This window comes from Paenibacillus ferrarius (assembly GCF_002027705.1).
Classification (GTDB): Bacteria; Bacillota; Bacilli; order Paenibacillales; family NBRC-103111; genus Paenibacillus_E; species Paenibacillus_E ferrarius.
In genome coordinates this window covers 44,035-66,959 of the sequence record NZ_MBTG01000003.1, presented here as the reverse complement: position 1 = coordinate 66,959, position 22,925 = coordinate 44,035, and the positions used below count along the sequence as shown (strand labels likewise).

Annotated in this window: 16 protein-coding genes and 1 other annotated feature; of the genes, 4 read left to right on the top strand and 12 right to left on the bottom strand. The window is 47.3% G+C overall.

The window, feature by feature from the left end; genetic code table 11:
* The first annotated feature begins 11 nt into the window (after positions 1-11).
* Positions 12-1,226: a threonine synthase gene (locus tag BC351_RS04305; protein ID WP_079409485.1), complete on the top strand. Its 1,215-nt coding sequence runs from the start codon at positions 12-14 to the stop codon at positions 1,224-1,226.
* Between the two features lie 99 nt (positions 1,227-1,325).
* On the opposite strand, the gene BC351_RS04300 is transcribed toward BC351_RS04305, so the two are convergent.
* The 6 genes from BC351_RS04300 to BC351_RS04275 all read right to left on the bottom strand — a co-directional run bounded on the left by BC351_RS04300 (position 1,326) and on the right by BC351_RS04275 (position 11,103).
* Complete coding sequence (locus BC351_RS04300; RefSeq protein WP_079409484.1) at positions 1,326-1,955, bottom strand: hypothetical protein; 630 nt, start codon at positions 1,953-1,955, stop codon at positions 1,326-1,328.
* 142 nt (positions 1,956-2,097) lie between these two features.
* On the bottom strand, positions 2,098-3,984 hold the full coding sequence (locus BC351_RS04295; protein ID WP_079409483.1) for an arginine--tRNA ligase: 1,887 nt from the start codon (positions 3,982-3,984) through the stop codon (positions 2,098-2,100).
* A 51-nt stretch (positions 3,985-4,035) separates the two neighbouring features.
* Positions 4,036-4,256 (bottom strand) — a binding site (T-box leader).
* 49 nt (positions 4,257-4,305) lie between these two features.
* Complete coding sequence (locus BC351_RS04290; RefSeq protein ID WP_079409482.1) at positions 4,306-5,172, bottom strand: EamA family transporter; 867 nt, start codon at positions 5,170-5,172, stop codon at positions 4,306-4,308.
* A gap of 75 nt (positions 5,173-5,247) precedes the next feature.
* A complete protein-coding gene (locus BC351_RS04285; protein ID WP_079409481.1) occupies positions 5,248-7,461 on the bottom strand; it encodes a GDYXXLXY domain-containing protein in 2,214 nt (737 codons plus the stop codon).
* 110 nt (positions 7,462-7,571) lie between these two features.
* Entirely contained in the window at positions 7,572-9,365 is a 1,794-nt protein-coding gene (locus BC351_RS04280; protein ID WP_244208882.1) for an ABC transporter ATP-binding protein, read from the bottom strand.
* The gene (locus tag BC351_RS04275) at positions 9,352-11,103 is read right to left on the bottom strand and encodes an ABC transporter ATP-binding protein (protein ID WP_079409479.1); all 1,752 of its coding nucleotides are present in this window, start codon (positions 11,101-11,103) and stop codon (positions 9,352-9,354) included. The genes BC351_RS04280 and BC351_RS04275 overlap by 14 nt, the downstream gene beginning before the upstream one ends.
* Positions 11,104-11,276: 173 nt before the next feature.
* Between BC351_RS04275 and BC351_RS04270 the strand changes: the two genes are divergently transcribed.
* Positions 11,277-11,489: a YrzA family protein gene (locus BC351_RS04270; RefSeq protein WP_079409478.1), complete on the top strand. Its 213-nt coding sequence runs from the start codon at positions 11,277-11,279 to the stop codon at positions 11,487-11,489.
* Positions 11,490-11,693: 204 nt separating this feature from the next.
* On the opposite strand, the gene BC351_RS04265 is transcribed toward BC351_RS04270, so the two are convergent.
* The 5 genes from BC351_RS04265 to BC351_RS04245 form a co-directional block, all read right to left on the bottom strand.
* Positions 11,694-11,936: an HPr family phosphocarrier protein gene (locus tag BC351_RS04265; protein WP_079409477.1), complete on the bottom strand. Its 243-nt coding sequence runs from the start codon at positions 11,934-11,936 to the stop codon at positions 11,694-11,696.
* Positions 11,933-13,366 carry an NAD-dependent malic enzyme gene (locus BC351_RS04260; RefSeq protein WP_079409476.1) on the bottom strand — a complete coding sequence of 478 codons (1,434 nt, stop codon included), beginning with the start codon at positions 13,364-13,366 and terminating at the stop codon, positions 11,933-11,935. The genes BC351_RS04265 and BC351_RS04260 overlap by 4 nt, the downstream gene beginning before the upstream one ends.
* Positions 13,367-13,435: 69 nt before the next feature.
* Positions 13,436-14,962, bottom strand: coding sequence for a tripartite tricarboxylate transporter permease (locus BC351_RS04255; RefSeq protein WP_079409475.1), 1,527 nt, complete (start codon positions 14,960-14,962; stop codon positions 13,436-13,438).
* A gap of 55 nt (positions 14,963-15,017) precedes the next feature.
* Positions 15,018-15,476 carry a tripartite tricarboxylate transporter TctB family protein gene (locus BC351_RS04250; RefSeq protein WP_079409474.1) on the bottom strand — a complete coding sequence of 153 codons (459 nt, stop codon included), beginning with the start codon at positions 15,474-15,476 and terminating at the stop codon, positions 15,018-15,020.
* Positions 15,477-15,512: 36 nt separating this feature from the next.
* On the bottom strand, positions 15,513-16,595 hold the full coding sequence (locus tag BC351_RS04245) for a Bug family tripartite tricarboxylate transporter substrate binding protein (RefSeq protein ID WP_079409686.1): 1,083 nt from the start codon (positions 16,593-16,595) through the stop codon (positions 15,513-15,515).
* Positions 16,596-16,805: 210 nt separating this feature from the next.
* Here BC351_RS04245 and BC351_RS04240 point away from each other — a divergent pair, with 210 nt between their 5' ends.
* Both BC351_RS04240 and BC351_RS04235 read left to right on the top strand, forming a co-directional pair.
* Positions 16,806-18,437 carry an ATP-binding protein gene (locus BC351_RS04240; RefSeq protein ID WP_079409473.1) on the top strand — a complete coding sequence of 544 codons (1,632 nt, stop codon included), beginning with the start codon at positions 16,806-16,808 and terminating at the stop codon, positions 18,435-18,437.
* A complete protein-coding gene (locus BC351_RS04235; RefSeq protein WP_079409472.1) occupies positions 18,412-19,125 on the top strand; it encodes a response regulator in 714 nt (237 codons plus the stop codon). The genes BC351_RS04240 and BC351_RS04235 overlap by 26 nt, the downstream gene beginning before the upstream one ends.
* A 767-nt stretch (positions 19,126-19,892) precedes the next feature.
* Here the strand turns inward: BC351_RS04235 and BC351_RS04230 are convergent.
* A complete protein-coding gene (locus BC351_RS04230) occupies positions 19,893-22,868 on the bottom strand; it encodes a family 78 glycoside hydrolase catalytic domain (RefSeq protein ID WP_079409471.1) in 2,976 nt (991 codons plus the stop codon).
* Between the last annotated feature and the right edge of the window lie 57 nt (positions 22,869-22,925).

The window sequence follows — 22,925 nt, the reverse complement described above, 5'->3', positions numbered from 1 at the left end:
GAGGCCCGGAGATGAACCGTTTGGGGCTTTATTGCTCACGCTGTTCTGCCAAGCTCCCCTTTCGATATGTAGAAATGAAATGCGATTGTGGAGGAACACTGTTAGTCGACTACGACCTCGAGTGTATAGGCAGAACTTTCAAGAAGGAAGTCTTAACGACACGCTGCCCATCCATGTGGAGATACAAAGATTTGCTTCCTGTGAGCAACCCGGATTGTATCATCACCTTAGGCGAAGGCTGGACGCCGCTCGTTCGCTTGACGACGTGGGAGAAGAAGCTGCCTATAGGGCAGCTGTGGCTCAAAAGAGAAGAGCAGAATCCAACAGGAAGCTTCAAATCCCGGGGATTCTCTGTTGCTGTTTCGCTGCTCAAGGAATCTGACAGGACCAAAGCAGCTGTTCCTTCCAATGGCAACGCCGCCAGCGCTTTAGCGGCTTACGCCGGTTACGCAGGCATTGAAGCTTCTGTCTTCATTCCGCTGGATTGTCCCCCGCTCATTGTAGAGGAGTGCCCCCTCTATGGGGCAGCTACTTACCTCGTTGATGGATTCATCCATGATGCAGCCGCCATAATTGAAGCAGGCAAGCACGAACAGGGGTGGATCAATGTAGGAACATTGAAAGAGCCTGGTCGTGTTGAAGGCAAAAAAACGATGGGACTTGAGCTCGCCGAGCAGCTAGGCTGGAAGTTCCCCGACGTCATTATTTATCCCACTGGCGGCGGTTCAGGCATTATTGGCATGTGGAAAGCCTACCACGAGTTGAAAGCACTTCACTGGATAGACGGGCCTATGCCAAGGTTCGTCTGTGTGCAGGAAGAAGGCTGTCAGCCCATCGTGGATGGCTTGGCTGCGTTAAATCAAGCTGCAATGACTCCGGCCGTTCATGCTATTGCCAGTCCGACAGGCATGAGAGTGCCGAATCCGCCTGATTTAGCGCTGATTCTTTCTATTATTGTAGAGAGCGGAGGAACTGCCCTCGCCTTGTCCAAGAGCCAAATAGCAGAAGCCACGCAGACTTTAGGTTCGCAAGGCATCTCCGCATCGCCGGAAGGCTCGGCTGCTTGGGCAGGGTTGCTTGCTCTCTGTGACAACGGCTGGCTGCTGCCATCTGACTCTGTTGTGCTGTTTAATACTTCACATGCAATGAAATATGCAAAGCTCACGTCAAGCCCATCGCTTCCGATAATACGAACGTATGAGGATTACCGCAGCTTGAATAAATAACGAAGCGGCTGGCTTTCTCTTCCGCACAATCTGCTTAAAATGAAAGGGCTGTCCTCGAGTAGGTTTATCTACTTCTGGACAGCCCTTGTTTAATAATCTTTATTGACCTAAATTATTTTCTTCATATAAACGATACATCGCTTGAATAAGCGGCTCAGCCGGATCGCGATTCAGTAAATATAACGTCATTAAATATTGCAAAGGCAGCGCACATGTATTGTTGCCATCCTGGACGGCCACGAAGCCTGCTTCAAGAACAGGGCCATGCTCTTCATGAAGCTCCAGATCTACATAGATCTTCTGATCCGGGAACTCTTCGCGTACAGTTGAAGCACAGTAAGGAACAATATGTTTATCCAGCAAATCCTTCGCTTCATCTTCTGTCTGCGGAGGATTCGGCAGCGGATGGTTGTCAGGACTTCTAAGCAAATCTACAAAGAAAGATGAAAGCCAAAGCCCTGCATTCGGATTCGTCTGGAAGTTTCTCATAATTTCATTCAAGAAAAATCCGCAGGATGTGGACTTCTCATCTTTGTTCAGCGTAAAAGCAAACATCGGTCCATAAGTCGGGTTATTTCCGATTTGACCATCCACTTCATATTCAGGGAATTGCTCTTTCATTACTTCTTGAATGTGTTGAAACCAAGTCATAATGATTTGGGCTTGTTCGCGTTCCTGATCTTGTTCGTTTACTTCTTCCGCTTGTGTTTCGATATCTTTTTCTGTCATTGTGGTAAAAGCCTCCTGAATCATTCATATTGGCACGAATATTCTTATTGTACCGCATTTGTATCAGATCAGAAAGCTATTGTTGTATTTTTACAGATCAAACTGGATTAGCCTGATGTGAACGGTAGTGATTACCATCGCCCTATAGGCGATTTGGGGTTGGCATCCCCAACAACTCAAGTGCTTGCTGAAGCGTTTGTTTGTAGATTTGGGTAATCCACAGACGATGGCGAATGCTGGACTCACTGCCCTTCAGAACCGGGCATGCGCTGTAGAAGTGGTTGAAAAGAGCAGCCAGCTCAAACGCATAATGACAAATTAAGCTAGGCGCCAATTGTTGAGTAGCCGCGGCCAAAGTCTCCGGCCAGTAAGCAATATGCCTTAACAGCGGGTACTCCTGCTCTTCCAGCAAACTCACATTGAAGTCAGGCTCCAGATGCAACACGCGAGCATCCTTCTTCGCTTTATCCAAGATGCTATTCGCCCTGCTGTAGGCATAGAGCAAATAAACTCCCGTATTCCCCGTTACTTCCGTCGCCTGCTCCAAGTCCAAAATCACTTCCGTCTGCAGCTGATACTTCAGCAAATAATAACGAATGGATGCCGCTGCAATTGTACGACTGGAAATGCCCGTTTTCTTCGAACGCTTTGCTTCAATTACACTTTCCATATGATCAAGCAAATCGGCAACTTTGATCCCGATACCTTGACGCCCAGACATCGCATAGGAGCTTTTGCCATCCGAAATAGCAATACCAAGACCTGCTGCCGTATCCGGACTCAAAGACACGACGCCATAGCTAACATGCTTAAGCTGGCTGGCTGCTTCCTCATAACCCAGCACCTGCAAGGCTAGCTTTACCATTTCTTGCGGATATTGCTGGCGATGATCAATGACATTAATGACCATATCGGCATGCCCGATCTTTTTCTTACTGCCTTGAGATGAGGTTGACCACAGTCCGGCTCCCCATTTTTTGTAGACAAAATCATTGGAAAGCAGTCCAAATTTCCACAGATGATAAGCGATGTCCTTCGCTGTGTAGGTTAAAATCCCATTGGAACGCACAAGCACTTTATCCCCTTGATGCTCTGCGTTATCGAGCTCTGCGACCGCCTCATCCTCTCGGTTCTTGAGCACCCAACAGCCTGCCAGCTTTCCATCTGCCACCTTGTGGAACATATCTGTTTGACTAAGCAGTTCAAAAGTCGTATCCCAGAACCCTGCGTTGACAATGCTGCTCTCCCAGACCAGCACATCGTACTGAATGCCGAATTGCTTCATTTCCTCCAATTGCTCGCGCACAATACGTTCAGCTACCAAGTTTCCCATCCATGCCAGATTGGATTTTCCGCTTTCCAAAGCATGCAGGACAACAGCTCGCTGCTCCGCAAGCTCAGGTTGGCTTTTGTAAGCTTGATTGATCTTCGCATACGTTTCCCAGCAGAAATCGCCAAAGCGATCGAAGCTCTCTTCCGTTCGTGTATGAAGAATACCCACTACCGTATCTGCCAACTGATTGCCCAAATCATCAATATAGTTATGAACCTCAACTTCGTAACCCGCATGTGCAAGCATACGAGAAAGCGAATCACCGATACAGGAATTTCTCAAATGACCAACGTGTGCGGCCTTATTCGGGTTTATCGACGTATGTTCAATCAACACCTTCGTGTTTTTGCCAATTCCGCCAAGGCTTTGAGCAGCTTGCTCCGCCCTTTGAGCCCATGTATCCCATGCCAGATAAAAGTTCAGAAAACCCGGCTGCACTGCTTCCACCTTACGGAAAAGTCCTTGAACACGTCCATTCTTCTCCATACGCGCTTGTAAGTCTTGGGCGATTTGCAAAGGGGCTCTGCGCACTATTTTGGCTAACTGCATCGCGATATTCGAACTGTAGTCACCATGCTCGAGGTGAGCTGGATGCTCGGTCAAGATTTTCAGTGTGGACGGACGTTCCACGCCGGACTCTTGGAGTATAGCCTGGACATGCAGGTCGATTTCGTTAATTAAAAGCTGCTGAATCATGGAAATTTCCTCCCCAATATCATTATTAATGCAAAAAAGCCCCCGTCTCTAATAAGAGACGAGAGCTGTTCATTCCCGCGGTACCACTCTAAGTGTTAAATCTGCTGATTTAACCACTCCTACGATAACGGCTTATGCCGGATCTCCCTACTTCTTGTTTCGGAAGACCATTTCCCAGACCCGCTTCGTTCTTGACATTCGTACCGGTTCCCACCACTTCCGGCTCGCTGCGACTGTCCGACAAGAACTACTGTCCTGTTCATTAATGTTCGTTATGCAATTTAAGAATTTACTGAATATTACTGCAAGGCATCCCAATTGTCAAGAGGCAACGATTTTCATCATAAGAATACCAATAAGTGCTAATGCTAATCCGGATTGCTCCAGCTTTGAGAATTTATCCTTCAGTATAAATCGCGTGTACAGCAGGACGATCAGCACGTTGAGGGCGACGACCGCAGAAACAAGCCCTGTTTTTCCATGCGCAAAGCCATGAATGATCAGAATCATGCCCACCACATTCGTAATGCCAACCCCCATGCCAATAAGAAAAGTTTGACGCTCTGACCATCTGGCTGAGGAAGGCGTCTTTGCGGGGTTTTGCAAGCGATCCTTCAGCCACCATAGTCCGAAGCAGCAAGTCCCGGTAGTGAACATGAAAAATAAGGTTGGAAAAAGCGGCGCTCCCACAAGTGTTGTCCATTTACTGGATAAATCATTGCCGGCAAAAAGGAGCAAAGCCAATACTCCCCAGCCTGCGCCTTGTAAATTATTCAGCGTGATATCATTCGAATATCTCACAACCAAAATGCCAATAACGATGACAACGAAAGCAAAAAATTGCATGAGATTAAGATGTTCGTTCCAGAGAAAATAAGCAAACACGACCACCACGACCGAGGGTAAGCCAGTGAGAATCGCAACGAGCGAAGCTTTGCCGACTGCAAAGCCTTTGAACATACTCGCATTGGCACCGAATGAAAAGAGCCCCATCTGTACCCCGATCAATGCCGACGAAGTCCAAGCCTGCTTGAATATTAGGACACATAGGATGCTGATGACCGCCCCCATGAAGAAGGTGCCGCATAGCAGCACGTTTCGATTCAATGATTGTTGACTGGTCCAATGATATAAAATCCCCCGCAGCCCAAAGCTCATGGCTGCAAGTACAGAAAATAAAAGCCACATGAAGATCAAATACCCCTTTCTTATGCTCACAAAGATCGGGTTATTTTACCACAATCCACTTTACTGAACAACACTTCACTGATTAAGCAGACGCACTAGAATCGCATCCCCGCCAGCGGAAACCTTGACCTCGGCAAACTTCGCGTCCCGCTCATACGATCTGCCCGTTCCCTCAGGAACGAAATACGTCTCAATGCCATATGCGATATGATTGTATCCGTCTTTCTTGCCATTTAATCGAATCTCGCCGGAGGCCAGCGCTTCTCCAGTATGATAAATTCGGCTGAATTCATAGACGCCTGTTGCTGTATTTGGAGCCAGAACGACAGTGATTTTCTTATCCTGCGCTGAATCTGTTCCCATAGTTTCCCATATTTCAGTGTCCGAAATCGTATATCTCAGACGAACATAATCCCCTTGCATAAGGGAACGCGGGTCAAGCGGTTCCAGTTTCAGCTTAACCAGCTGCCCATGTGCGAGCAGCCACTCGCTTTTCCCTATTTGCAGCGACATCGCCAGAACTTGCAGCAGCACCAAAAGTGCAATAATCCAGCGGTTCCTTTGATCATTGGCAGCTATGTCCTGAGGTTCAGTGGCTGCTAGACGATGCCTTTTTTCGTACCAAACCGTGAACGCTACAATGACTATTCCAATAATCGCGAAACTAACGGATTTATGCAGAAGCTTCCAGGCTAGATCGTAATATTTGTACAAAAGAAAAGCGATCCAAAAGCCCATGGACCAAGCATGCATCCATTTGATCTGCCGCTGCTTGCTGATGACAAGCGCCAATACAACAAGAAGGAAGAAGACAATATTGGAAATATAGTACCAAGCTTTTTCTGTCATAAATGTAAGAATAAACAAGGTGAACAGAAAGGAAGGAAAGCTGCTGTACAGAATAGGTTTTCTTATGCCGTCACTCTTGATTGCCAAAGCGGCTGCGAATAAACAGGCAAGCAATCCTGTCAGTATTGTCATGACAAGAATGCCGCTGTCCAGCCAATTCGCTAACACGAATGCGGTCAGACAAATTGCCGCCAAGAAGAAAAAGATGCGGTGCAGAAGGCCAGACATCATCATGAAAGCTGCGATGGCAACAGCAAGAAACACTAGCAGCATGGAGACATTTTCTGTGAATACGGCAGTTCCAGCCCCGAGCATTAGCCCGCTAATCAGAACCGTATAACGAACCAATGAATTCAATTTCTTCACGGCAATCATTGCAATAACCGATAACAAGCCATATCCCATGAGGATATATTCCGGATCTTCGAACCCCATAACGACTGTAATAATCCCAATGATGGTTAAACTGCCCAAGAGCGAGCCAATAATGATCACGGAAACCGTGAGCACACGCACAATCCATTTGGTGAATTCACCGTCAGACTTGCTGTCCGCGTTAACTGGATGCTCCTCTTGGTCTGCCGTTATGGGAGTTGGGTTCCAAGCACGAATATAGTTCATGAACTTCACATTCGCACCAATGAAAACAATAATGAATAAGAGGCTAATGATGAAAAACAATTCATTATACTGCTCGACAACTAATTCAATGTATTTCACCGTTACCGCAGCCGATACCCACAGTCCTGCAAACAGCAGATAGGTTCTGTTTCTTGATTTATGTGCATAACCAACCGCAGCGGCCAGTGCCGCAACAAGAGGCAAATTCATCCATAGGCCATACTCCTCAAATATTTGCGAGATCGAAATAAATAAAAGGATTCCGATGGCGGCTTGAAAGGTTACCCATTTCAAAAAAGGCGAATCGATAATGCTCCGTTCAGTAAGCACATACATCAGGCTATTAACGAAGACTAATCCCAGCCAAATGGCGATCTGAATGAGCTCAACCTCAGAGCCAGAACCCCATTTTGGGAAGAAATACAATCCATAAGCCAGATGAAATAACACATAAGCCAGAACGTAGAACGGCTGCCACCTGGTTAGAAGCGCGAATAACAACGCCGGTATAAACCAGACTGCGAACAGGCTGTAGCTATCCGCATGGGAATTATAGGTCTGCCCGATAAGAGCAACACCAACGCCGAACGACACACAACTTGCAAACAAGCTTAGTTTGCTTAGAAAGGTTCTGCCGGCTTGACGAGAAAGCCAGACCGACAACCCGTAGAACCCAAGGATAAGCAGGAAGACGGGGATGAATTTCTCCCACCGATTCAGCATCTCCCAATTCGCTGCGAAGAAATATACGATGGCAGTTAATAGGCTGCTTGCCCCCAACACATACCCTAATTGAATCATTACAAATTTGGATTTCATGATAGCATGCCTCCTCTCGATCTACTTCTCATTGTAAGGGAGATGAAGAAGCAGCAGAAGTACTATCTATTCCTAGTACCTGATCATTAACCCAAGGAGGATGAAGCTTGCTACATCGTAGGCGCTGAAACCACATTCCCCTGCGAATGGAGGTACAATTGTTCATAATAGCCATGCAGCGCGATTAATTCCGCATGATTTCCCTCTTCCACAATTTGCCCTTGGCTCATCACAAGGATGCGGTTGGCATGCAAAATGGTTGAGATGCGATGAGCGATAACAAGCGTCGTTCGTCCCTCTGCCACGATTTGCAAAGCCGTTTGAATCAACTGCTCCGTTTGGGAATCCAGGTTCGCCGTTGCCTCATCCAGAATCAACACTTTGGGCTTAAACACAATAATGCGGGCGAAGGAGATCAATTGCCTTTCTCCTGCAGACAACCCGCTCCCTCGTTCCGAGATTCGCGAATCATAGCCATCCTTCAGCCTTGAGATGAGGGTATCCGCCCCAACTAACCGGCAGGCTTCAATAACCTCTTCCCGGCTAATCGTTTCATCAAACATCCGCACGTTATCCAGAATGCTGCCGGCATATAAATAAGGTTCCTGCTGGACAAGTCCAACCATCCGGTGCAAAACAGCCTGCGGAATATCGCGGATGTCTGTCCCATCGATCTCAATACTTCCCTCCTGCACATCATAGAAACGGCAAAGCAGGCTGATCAGAGAGCTCTTCCCTGCACCTGTCGTCCCCACAATGCCAATCATCTCCCCTGGCTGAACATGAAGCTCCAGATCCTCAATAATGGTTCTATCCTTCAAATAACCAAAATGCACATGATTGAATCGGATATCGCCTTTCAAATCAGCGACCGCGATGGATGTCACTTGATCTTTATCCTTCACTTCCGGTTGTGTGGAGAAAACATGCCAGATTCGGTTCAAAGAAACGGTAGTCGATTGAAGCGTGTTCCACTGCTGGGTAATGTTGTTAATCGGCTGGAAAAACTGCCGGATATACGTAATAAAGGCGTACAGCACGCCGAACTCAATCGTTTTATCAAAAACGGCCATACCGCCGACCCACGTAATAAAAGCAATTGAGATATTTCCTAAAATATCAAAAGAACGATTGAACCAAACATTCGTCCGAATTTCACGTAAATTCGCGCGGAAATAGCTGTGATTGCGTTCCATAAAGCGATTATTTTGTTCTTTTTCTTGATGGAACGCTTGAATCAGATGCATCCCTGATAAATTTTCAGCGGCAAAAGCAACCATTTGGGATAATTGCGTCCTCGACAGCTGATATGTTTTGCGCATATATCGCCGAAAGCTAACCGCAATCAGCACGATGATAGGAATCACGATCATACTGTACAATGTCAGCTGCGGATCCAAATGATACATCAGCACAATGATGAAAATAAGTGTCATCCCGTCGCGAACCAAGCTGAGGAGCACTTGTGTAAAAAACTGATTCAGCGTCTCTGTATCGCTAGACACATGTGTAATTAAGCTTCCGCTTGGCGTTCGGTCATAATAGGACATCGACTGTTTAAAAATATGCGTAAACAAATCCTTGCGGATTTTGGCAACGATATTTTGTCCGGCAAATTGAAGTAAATTATTTTGCAAATAACTGAAAAATAAACTGCACACTGAGAGGCCGACATAAAACAAGCAAATAAGCAGAAGCGAATTATAGTCATTTTTCCCAATCATCAAGTTGTCATCAATTGCAATTTTAACTAAATACGGCTGAAACAAGTCCGCGGCAATTCCCAGCAAAGCGCAGAAGACGACGGCGGCAAAGGTGAACCGATGCGGCTTGGCATATCCCGATAAGAATCGGAAAGACGATTTCATGGATTGCCGGTCCTGCGAAGTCTTAGGCAAGGTCATCGTGGCTTCCTCCTTCCTGGATCGCATGCAGCTGCGCATATAGGCCTTCCTGGGCAATTAATTCCTCATGGGTTCCCCGCTGCACGATCCGGCCTTCATGAAGCACAATAATTTCATCGGTATGCTTCAAGGCTGAAATGCGATGAGCAATCCATATCGTTGTTTTATTGGATCGTTCCTTGCGGATTGTGTCAATAATATGCTTCTCTGTCACCGAATCGACGGCACTGACACTATCATCCAAAATCATCAAAGGAGAATCCTTAATGATGCCTCGGGCTAAGCTTGTTCGCTGACGCTGCCCCCCGGACAATGTGACGCCGCGTTCGCCGAGCTTCGTTTCAAACTTCTCCGGGAACGACGTAATACTCGAGAGAATCTGCGCTTTCTTAGCCGCATACTCAACCTGCTCCAGAGGTGACTCTCTTTGATAAAAAGCGATGTTATCCCTGATCGTGGTGCTAAACAAGAAGCCTTCCTGCGGCACATAGGCGATTTGGTTGCGCAAGCTTTCCAGCGTCACATCGCGAATATCCGTCTCCCCGATCCATACCGTTCCTTCCGGAGGGTCGTAAATGCGCAGCATCAGCTTGACCAACGTCGATTTGCCGCTTCCTGTTTTCCCGATTATACCGATGGATTTACCCGGTTCGATTGTTAAAGAGATGTCATGCAATACCTCATCTTCATCATCTGGATAGGCAAAGGATAAATGCTCGATACGAATCCCTTCATGGTCGAGATGCGATTCCTGGGCTAGCTCTTTCTCAACAACTTCTGACTGCAAATCCAACAAATCGTTAATACGCTCCAAGGAAGCTCGGGAACGCTGCATCGCATTGATGACACGCCCAATCTGCTGCAGCGGATTTACCATCATGCGTATGTAGAGCGTTAATTCAACGAAGTTGCCAATGGTGATGCCCCCGTGGATGGTTAAGTAACCTCCGAAAGCAATCGCAATAATCAAGGATATGGCACCCAGAAACGGAATCAAAGCTTCAAATAGAGAGGAGAGCCGAATCAATCTCAGCTGATTGTCTCGAATCCGGTCCACCGTATCGCTGAATCTGCGAATCATAATCGGTTCTACGGCGAATTTCTTCGCGACCCGAATGCCGCCGAATTGCTCCTCGGCTGACTCCGTCATTTTGCCTAATGCCTCTTGGACTTGCATGGAACGCTTTTTGATAACGGGCTGAAATCGAACCGTAAGCACAGGAATGAGCAATAAAGGCAATATGCATATGGCAATTAAATATAACGGGACCGAGCTGAACAACATGGTAATAATCACCGCAATGATTAATATGGCGGAGTTCACCACTTGATTGATTCCCATGGAGATCGATTCTCGGATGACCGTCACATCGTTCGTCATGTAACTGAGCAGCTTGCCAACGCCATTCTTCGAATAAAAAGTCGCACCCAGCTTCGTAAAGTGGTCAAACAGCCGATTCCTGGTAACAAACTCGAAACGTCTGCCATTGCGCATAATCATATATTGACCAATCCCGGCCAAAATACCAAACGACAAGCCAATCAATAATAACTGTTCACTGTAATGGACAATAAGGTCCTTGCTCAAACCACCTTGCTTTAATTGATCTGTGAACAAGCCCAACTGCTTTGGATAATACGAATAAATGATGTTGCCAACTGAAATGGACAATGCGGCAATGACGTACAACGGCCATTTCTCTTTGAAAAAATCAACCAATAACCGTGTAGATTTCAAACGACATCACTTCCTATAATTGTTCTCTGGCAACTGCACCTCCCGATGGGGAAGTTTGCCATGTATCCCTTTACAGTATACGCCTATTCAGAATGACTTCCTATATCAGATATTGACGTTATAATAGAGAAGCCATCTAAACTTAACATAATAGCTTAAGGAGGATTCCCTTCATGGATTTTATACTGGATCGGATTGATAATAAAATTGAGTTTTTTCAAGCGTACGATTTGAAAACACTCGAACGGCAAATTAATGATCAAATTGACAATAACAAAGCCTTGCTGCTGGACGTTTATGCGATCCAACACAACATCGTGTTTGATCCCAATGCCGGCAAAATGCTGTACAGTGCCGTTGTTCATTTTAAAGTGAAGTCATCCTAAACGGCCTGATCCAAAGCCATGAATTGGAAAACCTGCGAACATGCAGGATTTTTCGGTCAAATCGCGTGAAAATCGAGAAAGCCTGCGATTATGCAGGCTTTTTGAGCTTTTCCCCCCTGTTATGGAAAGATTGTCTCTAAAGGATGCATATTCGCAGGCTTATAACCATATTGCTTATTTCCAAGACGAAAAGGATATGAGAACTTAGTCTTCTTGAAGTACAAGACCATGCTTCTTGAATAAATCACTCATCGCTTGCTTAGCCTCAGCTTCATCAGGTCCGTGAATATCGAGTCGGTACACTTCATGGGTCAAGAGCGTAATGCTCAAGCCAAGAATGCTTTTGACATCAATGAACCGTTTGCCCACTTTGAGGACGATGCTGGATTGGAACTGATTCGCCGCTTGGTTGATTTCTACAATTGTTCTTGTACCTAAGCCGCTCAAAGCGTTCCCTCCAATCTGAATTCACGCGGCATTCTGCGAGCTACTCCAGTGCGGATAGCAGCTTCAATGACCGCTCTGCGGATAAGTCTGACAACCTCTTGATTGAAAACACTCGGAATAATGTACAATTTATTCAATTCTTGCGGTGCGACAACAGAGGCAATAGCCGCAGAAGCAGCGAGCTTCATTTCCTCATTAATCGTCGTGGCTTGACAATCCAAGGCAGCTCGGAAAATCCCTGGGAAGCATAGAACATTGTTGATCTGATTGGGGAAATCGGACCTCCCTGTTGCGATAACACCTGCAAGATCTTCAATCTCATCGGGATGTATCTCTGGCGTCGGATTCGCCATGACGAATACGACAGGACGCGGAGCCATTCTTTCCACATCGCTTCGCTTCAGTATCCCCCCGGCTGACAGTCCGATAAACACATCGGCCCCTTCCAAAACATCAGACAAGCAACCCGTTAACTGATTCGGGTTTGTTTGCTGTGCATACCAGTTCCACATCGGGTTCGTGTAAGCGCCGCTGCTAACCAATGCCCCTTCCCGATCTACGCCAATTAACTCCTTAACACCTGCCGCTAACAAAATTTTGGAGCAGGCCACTCCTGCCGCCCCTATTCCGCAGATGACAACCTTCACTTCATCAATCCGCTTCCCGACAACTTTGAGCGCATTGATCAATCCCGCATAGAGAACAACAGCCGTTCCATGCTGATCATCGTGGAACACCGGAATATCCAGCTCGCTGCGCAGCCTCTCCTCGATTTCAAAACAACGCGGTGAAGAGATATCCTCTAAATTGATACCGCCAAAAGCAGGGGCAAGATGCTTGATGGTCGTGATAATTTCTTCCGTACTTTGCGTATTCAGACATATAGGAAAGGCATCGACATCGGCCAGCTGCTTGAACAGCATCGCTTTGCCTTCCATAACCGGCATTGCCGCATAAGGGCCAATATTGCCAAGCCCCAGCACTGCGCTGCCATCCGAAACAACTGCAACCGTGTTGCGTTTGATGGTAAGCTTGTACGCATTTTCTTGTTTATCATGAATCGCCAGGCAAACTCTTGCCACATCAGGCGTATACACACGGGACAGATCGTCCCGATTCTGGATCGGCACTTTGGGCTTCATCTCAATCTTGCCGCCCAAATGGAGCAGGAAGGTGCGATCGGATACATGAACAAGCCGTACGCCCGGCAATTCCTTCATCGCACCCGTGACCGCCTCCAATTGAGCCTGCTCCAACGCGGAAACCGTAATATCGCGAACCGTCCAATTCGGACCGGTCTGGATGACGTCAATGGCAATGACATCTCCCCCATTTTCCGTGATGACCGTTATCAACTGCCCGAAATGAATCATTTCGGTTTGCAGCTCCAATCGCAAAATAATACTTTTACCTCCAAGCGAATCCTTCATGCCAAATTCCTCATTCCTTCGATTTTACTAAGAGAACTCCACCCAGCGGCATAGAGGCACGTATCCAGCTTATGCTTCTTCATTTACCAACACATTTTTGCCTTTCCACTTAAGGAATAAGGGGATTGTCAGCCAGAGGAATCCGATAATTAAGAAAGCGAGTGAGACCGGCTTTTGCAAGAAAATCATGAAATCGCCATTGGAAATCGTTAATGCTCTGCGCATGTTGTTTTCCAGCATCGGTCCAAGAATAAGCCCCAGCACCAGTGGCGCCAACGGGTAGTCATTTTTCGATAAAAAGTAACCAACAAGACCGCAGCCCATGATTAAAAGCAAATCAAAGGTGGAGTATTGAACAGCGTAAACACCAAAGACGGAAAATACGATAATTAACGGAATCAAATACTTCGTTGGCGTTTCGATTACTTTGGCGAACACTTTGACAAGCGGCATATTCAGAATGAGCAGCATCAAGTTGCCCACGAACATACTGGCGATAACACCCCAAGCAAGCTGCGGGTGATCTTGGAACAGCAAAGGGCCTGGCTGCACATTGTACATAATGAAAGCGCCCATTAAGATAGCGGTCGTTCCTGACGAAGGAATGCCTAACGTCAACAGCGGGATCATCGCTCCCCCTGATGCTGCATTATTCGCCGCTTCCGGTGACGCTACGCCTTCGATGGCTCCTTTCCCGAACTTCTCGGGATTTTTGCTGATTTTCTTTTCCACGATATAGGCGAAAAAGGAAGCAAGGATCGCACCTGCGCCAGGCAGGAGCCCGATGAAAAATCCAAGCACCGAGCCGCGCGCAATCGGCGCCGCACTATCTTTCATATCCTGCTTCGTTGGCATAATCCGATTGATTTTGGCCAACTCGCCATCGTTGCCTTCACGCTGCAATATCGTCTTGAACACTTCGCCGACAGCAAAAGTACCTACAGCTACCGTCAGAAATTCCAAGCCCTGATAAAGCTCGGGGATATTGAAGGTGAAACGCTCCACGCCGGAAACATTATCAATGCCGATTGTAGCGAGCAGCAGTCCAAAGGCTGTCATCATTAGCGCTTTGACCATGGATTTCCCGGCAAGCCCGCTGATAGCGAGCAAGCCGAGAACCATCAAGGAGAAATATTCGGCAGGCCCAAACTTGATCGCAACAGCCGACAACGGACGCGCTAGGAAGATAAGACCAATTAAGGAAATAATCCCGGCCGCAAAAGAGCCGATCGCCGAAATCGCCAGAGCAGCGCCCGCTCTGCCTTGCTTAGCCATCTGATATCCATCTAAAGTTGTCACGACAGATGATGACTCGCCTGGCGTATTCAGCAGAATTGACGTCGTTGAGCCGCCATACATGGCACCATAATAAACGCCTGCCAGCAAAATAATCGAGCTAGTCGCAGCTTCCTCTGGACCTAAACCTGCGGTCATAGTCGCTGTAATCGGGATTAATAGAGCTACACCGCTCATAGGTCCAATCCCAGGCAGAACACCTACCACTGTACCGATTAATACACCTAGGAAAACAAACACGACATTGTGCCACTGCATTGCAGTACCCAAGCCATGAAGCACATAATCAATCGTGCTCATTTCAATAACCTCCTTAGAGTTTGCTTAGGCAAACTAAAGCTGCGTCAGACATATCTTAGAAGCCTAGCCAGCTTGGAAACCCGGGCAGCGAGCCGTCCAGCAAATCCACATACATATAATAAACACCACAGGAAAATACGGCCGAAATCAAAAGAGATACCCAGACCTTGCCTTTTTGCATCGTTTGAAATCCAATCATTAAAAACAAAAACGTTGAAATGACAAAACCGATATCTTCAAGAAATAGCGCATAGAGGACTGCCGCCGTAAAAATGATGCCAAATCGTTTATAATCCAAATTTTCTTTGTATTTCTCGGCTTTTTGCCGACGGAAAGTATCATAGATGAGCCGCAGACTCATTAAGGCCAAGAAAGCGCCCAAGATCATCGGGAAAATATTTGCTCCTACATTACTGCCGTATGCACTTGTGGAAATGCTTTTGCTGCCGATTACAAATGCCGTACCGATGGCCAAAAAAACGATGCCCGCATATCGATCAAACAAAGTATTCATCTGTTTTATTCAACCTCCCGCCATCCTGGGGTCCTCTTATTTCTGCATTCCTAACGCAGTCAGCATATCTTTTAATTGTGTTTCTTGCTGTGCAAGAAAAGCTTTGAAATCATCTGCTTTTTTATAATCGGTTTCCCAATTGTTCGCTGTCATTTCTTTTTTCCACACGTCAGAGTCAACCATTTTCTTAATCGTATCCTCCCAGAATTTCTTCGCCCCAGCATCCATATTCTTAGGTCCGAAGAACCCGCGCCAGATGAGGAACTCCGCATCGACCCCCTGCTCTTTCATCGTCGGAATATCCTTCATATTGCCACCGAGCCGCTGAGGAGACGCAACCGCCAGAATTCTGATTTTGCCGGCTTTGACATATTGGTCCAGAGAAGACGCATCTGTTCCGAGAACATCCGCATTGCCGCCGAGCAGTGCAGTTACCGCTTCTCCACCGCCATCATAGGAGACATATTTCACCTTTTTCGGGTCGATACCGTATTTAAAAGCAGGCAGAATAGATACCAGATGATCCATCGAGCCAGGAGCGGATCCGCCCGCTACCGTCAATTTCGTAGGGTCATTTTTCATATCAGTAAGCAGTGATTTCAAATCTTTATATTTGGAATTGGCTGCTACCGCTATGGCCCCGTAATCTTTGGTCAATTGGGCGAGCGGCGTTGTATCCGCGTATCCATAAGGGGTGTTGCCTTCTTTTTTCAAATGGTTAATGAGAATAGGCGGAGAGCTGACGAACAATTTATAATTGTCCTTCACATCTTTGGTCGCATATTCGGCCATGAACACGGCCCCGCCGCCGCCCGGTTTATTTTCAACCGAAATCGGTTTATCCATGGCTTTGGTCTCCGTCAATACTTTTGCAATCGTACGAGCCGTCATATCCCAACCGCCGCCAGCACCAGACGGAGCGATAATGCTTAGCGCCTTTTCAGGGTATTTGGATGCTGCTTGTACAGGTGCCGCCGTTTCTTTACCTTTGTCCACCGCTCCTTCTGTCGGTTTGGCTGCACCATTGCCACAGGCTGCCATGGATAAGGCCAATACGCCGATCGTTGTTACTTTCCAAGAAGCTGCTGCCACATTTTTTATCAAATGAAACCCCTCCATATGTTTGGTGTCGTTCATGTATACGCTTTCTTTGAAGCGCTTTCAGAATAACATCTGAATAAAATTTAGAGAAGTTTAACATGATTAGTTATAATAACTTCGTTTTGGGCATTTTGTTCATATTGTTCACGGGAGCGGAGAGGCGTTTTCCCTCAAAATGATAGCGCTTTATGATACAATACAAGCTGAAACGGGGGGCCTATTCCAGTCATGAAGCTGCAAACCAAACTAATTTTGATTATTTGCTCACTGCTCGTCTTCATCGTCTTAAGTTTAGGCGGCATTTTCTATTACATTATGACCTCTGCGCTTGAAGATCAGATTGGTACTCGCGCTTTGAAAGTCGCTGAGACGGTGGCCAGTATGCCCGACATCCGCGACGCCTTCCAGCTCAAAGACCCCTCATCTGTTATTCAACCCATCGCCGAAGCGGCACGCGAGAAAATTGATGCCGAATATATCGTTGTCGGGAATCGCGACGGGATTCGGTATTCCCACCCTTTACTGGATCGCATCGGGAAAGAAATGGTCGGCGGAGATAACGGCCCCGTCCTTGAAGGGAAGTCCATTATTTCAAAAGCCATTGGATCGCTAGGTCCTTCACTTCGCGGCAAAGCGCCGGTAGTTGATGACGATGGTCAAGTGATCGGTATCGTGTCCGTTGGCTTTTTAACAGAGGATATTGAAGTAATTACTGATGCTTACCAAACACGAATTGAATTGATTTCTATGATCGTGCTTGTCGTCGGGCTTGTCGGTTCTGTTCTCATCGCGCGCAACGTCCGGCGTTCCATTCATGGCTTGGAGCCGAAGGAAATCGGTGCGTTATATACAGAAAAGAAAGCTATCCTAGAGTCCATTCGCGAGGGTATCATTGCCGTCAATCAGGATGGCATGATTACAATGGCAAACCGCTATGCCCTTCAGTTGTTGGAATTGCCTGCTACGGCTAAGATTACAGGAAGACAAGTGGAAGATGTGATCCCAAATACCCGATTGTATGAAGTTGTTCGGACAGGCAAGGCGGAATTCGACCATGAAATGATGATAGGCGATCATGAGGTCATTGTGAACCGAGTACCGATTATGGAGCGCAAATCCGCTGTCATCGGAGCCGTTTCCAGCTTTCGCAGCAAATCAGAGCTGTACCGTTTGGCGGAGGAATTGTCCCAAGTCAAACGCTTTGCGGAAGCGCTCCGCGCACAAACGCATGAGTTCTCCAATAAGCTGTATGTCATTTCGGGGCTTATCCAATTGGAATCGTACCAAGAAGCTGTCGAGCTTATTTCCAAAGAAGCCGATGTTCATCAGAACTGGGTGCAGTTCATCATGCGGGAAATCCCTGATCCGATGATTGGCGGGCTGCTCATTGGCAAATTTAATCATGCCCAAGAATTAAAGCTTACCTTCGAGATTGATCACGAAAGCTCGTTCCGCGATATCCCGGCTCGAATAGATCGCAATCTGCTTGTCACCATTATCGGGAATCTCATTGATAACGCTATGGATGCTGTCCTTGCCCGGGATGATCAAACTGAGCGATTGGTGAAATTGTTTCTTACCGATCTGGGTGAAGACCTCATCATTGAATGTGAAGATCGCGGTATTGGAATCCCGGAGGAAATAGGTATGGCTGTATTTGAGAAAGGATTCTCAACCAAAAAAGGGGAGCATCGCGGTATCGGACTTGCCTTAGTCCAGCATGCTGTCGGGAAGCTGAATGGGTATATCACTTTTCACCGAAATCCTGCTGGCGGCACCATCTTCACGGTTGCGATTCCCAAGATGAACGATTTCACAGAAAGGAGTCAGCTGCATGGAAAACCGCAATCCGAGCGTTGAAGTATTAATCGTCGAAGACGACGTGAAAATTGCCGAAATCAACAGGCGATTCGTTGAAAAAGTAGATGGCTTTCGTGTCGTTGGCATCGCCACCGATGCCTTGCAAGCCAAAGAGCAGTTGGAAATTCTGACCCCGCATCTTGTTCTGCTCGATGTTTATTTACCGGGCGCCTCCGGTCTAGAGATGCTCTCCTTTATCAGACAGCATTACCGGGAAACCGATGTCATTATGATTACAGCTGCCAAAGAAATAGATGCCATTCGCGAAGCGATTCGCAGCGGAGCGTTCGATTATATTATGAAGCCGCTCGTATTTAACCGGCTGCAGGAAACGCTGCTGCGCTATCTGAATTTTCATCGAGAATTACTCCGAATGAAAGAAAGCGGCATGATTAACCAAAGCGATGTTGATCGATTATGGTTGGGGGCGCCAAAGAAAGACTCCGGCTCAGACACCTCCTTCCTGCCCAAAGGCATTGATAAACTCACACTGGTCAAAATCGTTCATGCGATTTCAGCCGCTGAGAACGGTTTGACCGCGGATCAAATCGCCAAAGAAATCGGCGTCAGCCGCTCCACCGGACGCAGGTATCTGGAGCATCTAGTCAGTTCCGGCGATCTGTACGCCGATCTCTCTTACGGCGTAGTCGGCAGGCCCGAACGAGTGTATCGGAAGAATCATGCCTAAGTGAAGGGAATTGGCAGGATTCGGATGCACTTCTTGAAAGCCTGCAATTGTGCATCTTTTTATCATTGAAATCGTGTTTTTTTCTTAAATTCCTGCGATTATGCAGGCTTTTTTGTTAATTCCTTGGATTTTAGAAGCAAAACCATATAATTCCTGCACAATCGCAGGCTTTACCTTTATTCACTCGATTTCCTCTCAAATTCCTGCACTATCGCAGGCTTTTAGTAACAAAGAGAGTCTGAGACGCTGCGCATTTCACGACGGAAAGCCAATTTGTTCTTTGGCGCTCACAGCCGATTTTTGCGCTTTGGGCCCGGTGATCTCTTTCCCTCAACTAGCTGCTTACAGCTAAATCATCTATTGTGCTCCACAAGGAGATACAACAGATTTAGCAGCAGGACGGCAGATCGTGCAGCTCCCCGTCTTTGCTATTGCTGCATAGTCTTCCTCCCGTTAGAGTTGATCTGTATCCTCATTTGGAGCTCAGACGTCGGTTAACCATTTATTCTCCTCATTGGAAATTGTCCAATGAAACCAGCCATCATAGAGTTTATTGCAAGCTTGCACTGGAAATAAGCCAATCAAAATCTCCATTAAACCTCAAAATGGCTGCTTTTTAGAATTTGCATTGGAGTTTATCCAGTGAAATCGTCCTTCAAGCTCATCAAACTAACTTGCATTGGAATTAATCCAATGAAATCCGCCTGCTTTCCATGCATTTATATGTCAACAAAGACGCCGACAAAATCCTGTCGGCGTCTTCCGTTTCAAACCTCGTGGCGCTCCACGATCCCGTCCATACCGTCCGGGATGCGGATCTCCACCTCCACGCTGCGCGGCGCCCAAACCTGCAGCCGCATAACACGCCCGTCCTCCTCGAGTCGCCAGGCGACATCGATGCGGCCCTCGCGCGGCAGCGGCACCGTACCCCTTGCCCACTGCAAGTCCGCGGGCTGCGGAGCCACAACAACCTTCCGCCATCCTTTGTCGGCGGCGGTTACGCCAAGCACATTCGCGCCAAGGAAATAAGCTGGCGCAGCCGACCACGCGTGACAGTGACTGCGCGTGAGCATGTCTGGATTCGCACGATTTTCCGCGAAATTCGGATACATTTCCCAGCAGGTGGTCGCGTCGTAGTCGATCATTTGCCCAAAATGATAACGCATATCCGTGATGATCCGCTCAACACCGGAACTGCCTATTTGGGCCAAAGCCTCATAATAGAAGAAGGACATGAACGGACTGCCGATTTGGACAAAGTCGACAGGCGGAGCAAATAAATACGTCTTCATTTGTTCGCCACGCTCTCCCTCAGCAATTCCGCACAAATACGCGATGACCTGCGTCTGCATGCTAAACACATCCGATTTGCGTCCATTTGCATGAATGCAATCCAAGTAAGCCCCTCGTTCCTCGCTCCAGAGATGGGCGTTAATCGCCTGACTAAGCTGAAGCGCTTTTCCTTCATACGCAGCTGCGTCCCCGGCTTCTCCTACCACTTTTGCCAGCTCAGCAGCGCTCCGAAGTGTTTTGACCAAAATCATATTTTGATGGGTAACCACGCCATGATTCGGTTGATCAATCGGCGCCCAGTCCAGTAAATTCCAGCCTTTGATAAACAATAAGCCGCGTTCATCCAGCTTTTGCTCAAAATGCTCCAAAGTAAAGCGAATATGCGGCCACATGTCACGAGCAAACTGTTCGTCTCCAGTATGTGCAAAATATTCACAGCACGCCAACGCCCAGAAGAAGGTCCAATTCGGAATCACGCTGCTCCAACCACTTGGCACCTGATCGACGTAGAGGGGAGTTTGTGTCCGCGAGCCTGGCACCAATCGCAGACAGCGCTCAACAATTTCGGTCGCGCCGAATACGTAATAGTTCACCAACGCCTCGTTCCGGCTGTCGCCAACCCAGAAAACCTGCTCATACGCAGGACAATCTACGAAAGTGTCCTCCATGCATAACCGAGTGGTATGTTTGCTGATCTGCCAAATGTCGTTCAACAGCGCATCTGAGCAGTGAAATTTCCCTACCTCTGCAACTGGATAATTGCTTTGCAGCAGCTGGACGCCATATAACTTAATCGGTCTTCCCGCATTTCGGGCTGTAACCATCAAATAACGAAAACCTCTGCGCACGAAAGACGTATAGGATTGGCGCCCCTCCGAGCACGTGTAACACAAGGTATTATCCAAATGAAATGTATCCTGACGCCAGCCGTCACGCATATATTCGAAGCCATAGAAATCAAGAATGCTTCCTTCGGAGGCATCCACTTCAAACTGAATATAACCTGACAGTTCTCGGCCAAAATCAATAATAAACTCCGTATCCGCACCTTCATAAGCAGGCACAATCGCCGGTGTTCCACTTGGGATAACCGCTTGCTGCAAGCTGTAAGGAATCGCTTGGGACTGGCTCTCTTTTTTCCAAATGCTCAAGGCAAAAATAGAATCCCTGCTAACCAATTCGAGCGGAAAAGGTCGAATCCATTCCCTAAACGGACTCAGCTCCGCAGAACTGGCAATCGTCCGAATCGCCAAATAAGTGCTATAAGCAGGAAAAGCCTCCTCATCCAGCTCCTCCTTCAATCCCTCTCCCGAAGCAAACGAATTAAACCCTTGATAAGCATGCAAGGCTTCATGGGTGTCCAAGTGGTCAATTACTTCACAGCTGGCAAAAGGACCGATAGAGATGAATGAAGAGTCCGCAGCACCCGCCTCTCCAAGCGGAGAAATCAGTTCAAACGGAATTTCACAATCAATACCCAACTGCAAAGCTCTGCCATGATCTACGCCCGTTGTTTCCATCAGAAGGAAATTATCTCCGGCCTTTAAGTCAATTTCTGCATATCTTTCTGGCAAAACGCCCGAGTACCGATCCTCAGACAGCCATTCTCCATTGACATAGCATGCTTTTACGCGCCCAGCTTCCATTAAGCCTATAGAAGCTTTGGCCGCTTCTCTCGTGCGAATGACCGCAGCCATATAACCCACATAACCGACGGGATTCGCATGATTAACACTGTCAGGAACTAATTGGTTGCGAATATCAATGGATGCTGTCCACGCCACCGGCTTTACTTGATGAAGAGATTCAATGCGCACTGGCCATACAAGTTCCTCCGTCAAAAAAGGAATATCTCTCGGAATAAGCTTGCTCCACGGCTGAGTTCCAACGGGTCCGATCAACACTGCTGCCGGCCATGCGCTCTCATCGAAATTGTCCGAATGCCACGCTGTCGGCCACGCTCTGGCATCCATTCGCTCCGCAAAGCCTTGCTGGCAAGCCATCCGTCCTGATCTGCTGTCATAACCAAGATGCAAGGAAGTTTTCCATTTCTCATCTGTAACTAATTCAACCTTAGATTGCCCGCTGCAGTCGCTCTCAACTTGGACAACTAATCCACCCCGACCTCGCAGATAGTAGAAGTTGGATACACCAAAATGAATGACCATAACCGCAATCGTATTCGTTCGTCCTTTGTACAAGAGATGCTCAATATCGTACGTATCGTACGCGAGCTCGAATGGCCAAGAACGAACAGGACCTCTTCCCACTTGTGTGCCATTGACGATTAACACATAGCGTGAATCGGCAGTTAGCGACAGCTTCGCTGCTCCCCAGCCCTCTGCCGGTACTTCAAATGTTCGGCGGAAGCATCTCCACGTATTTCGCGGACTTTCCTCGCCTTCCCCCCAGATCCACTGTGCTTGCCAATTGATTACCGCATGTTCCATATTTCTGCCTCCGCTAAAATAATGATTGTTTCTTCCATGCCCTTATTTTATGATGTT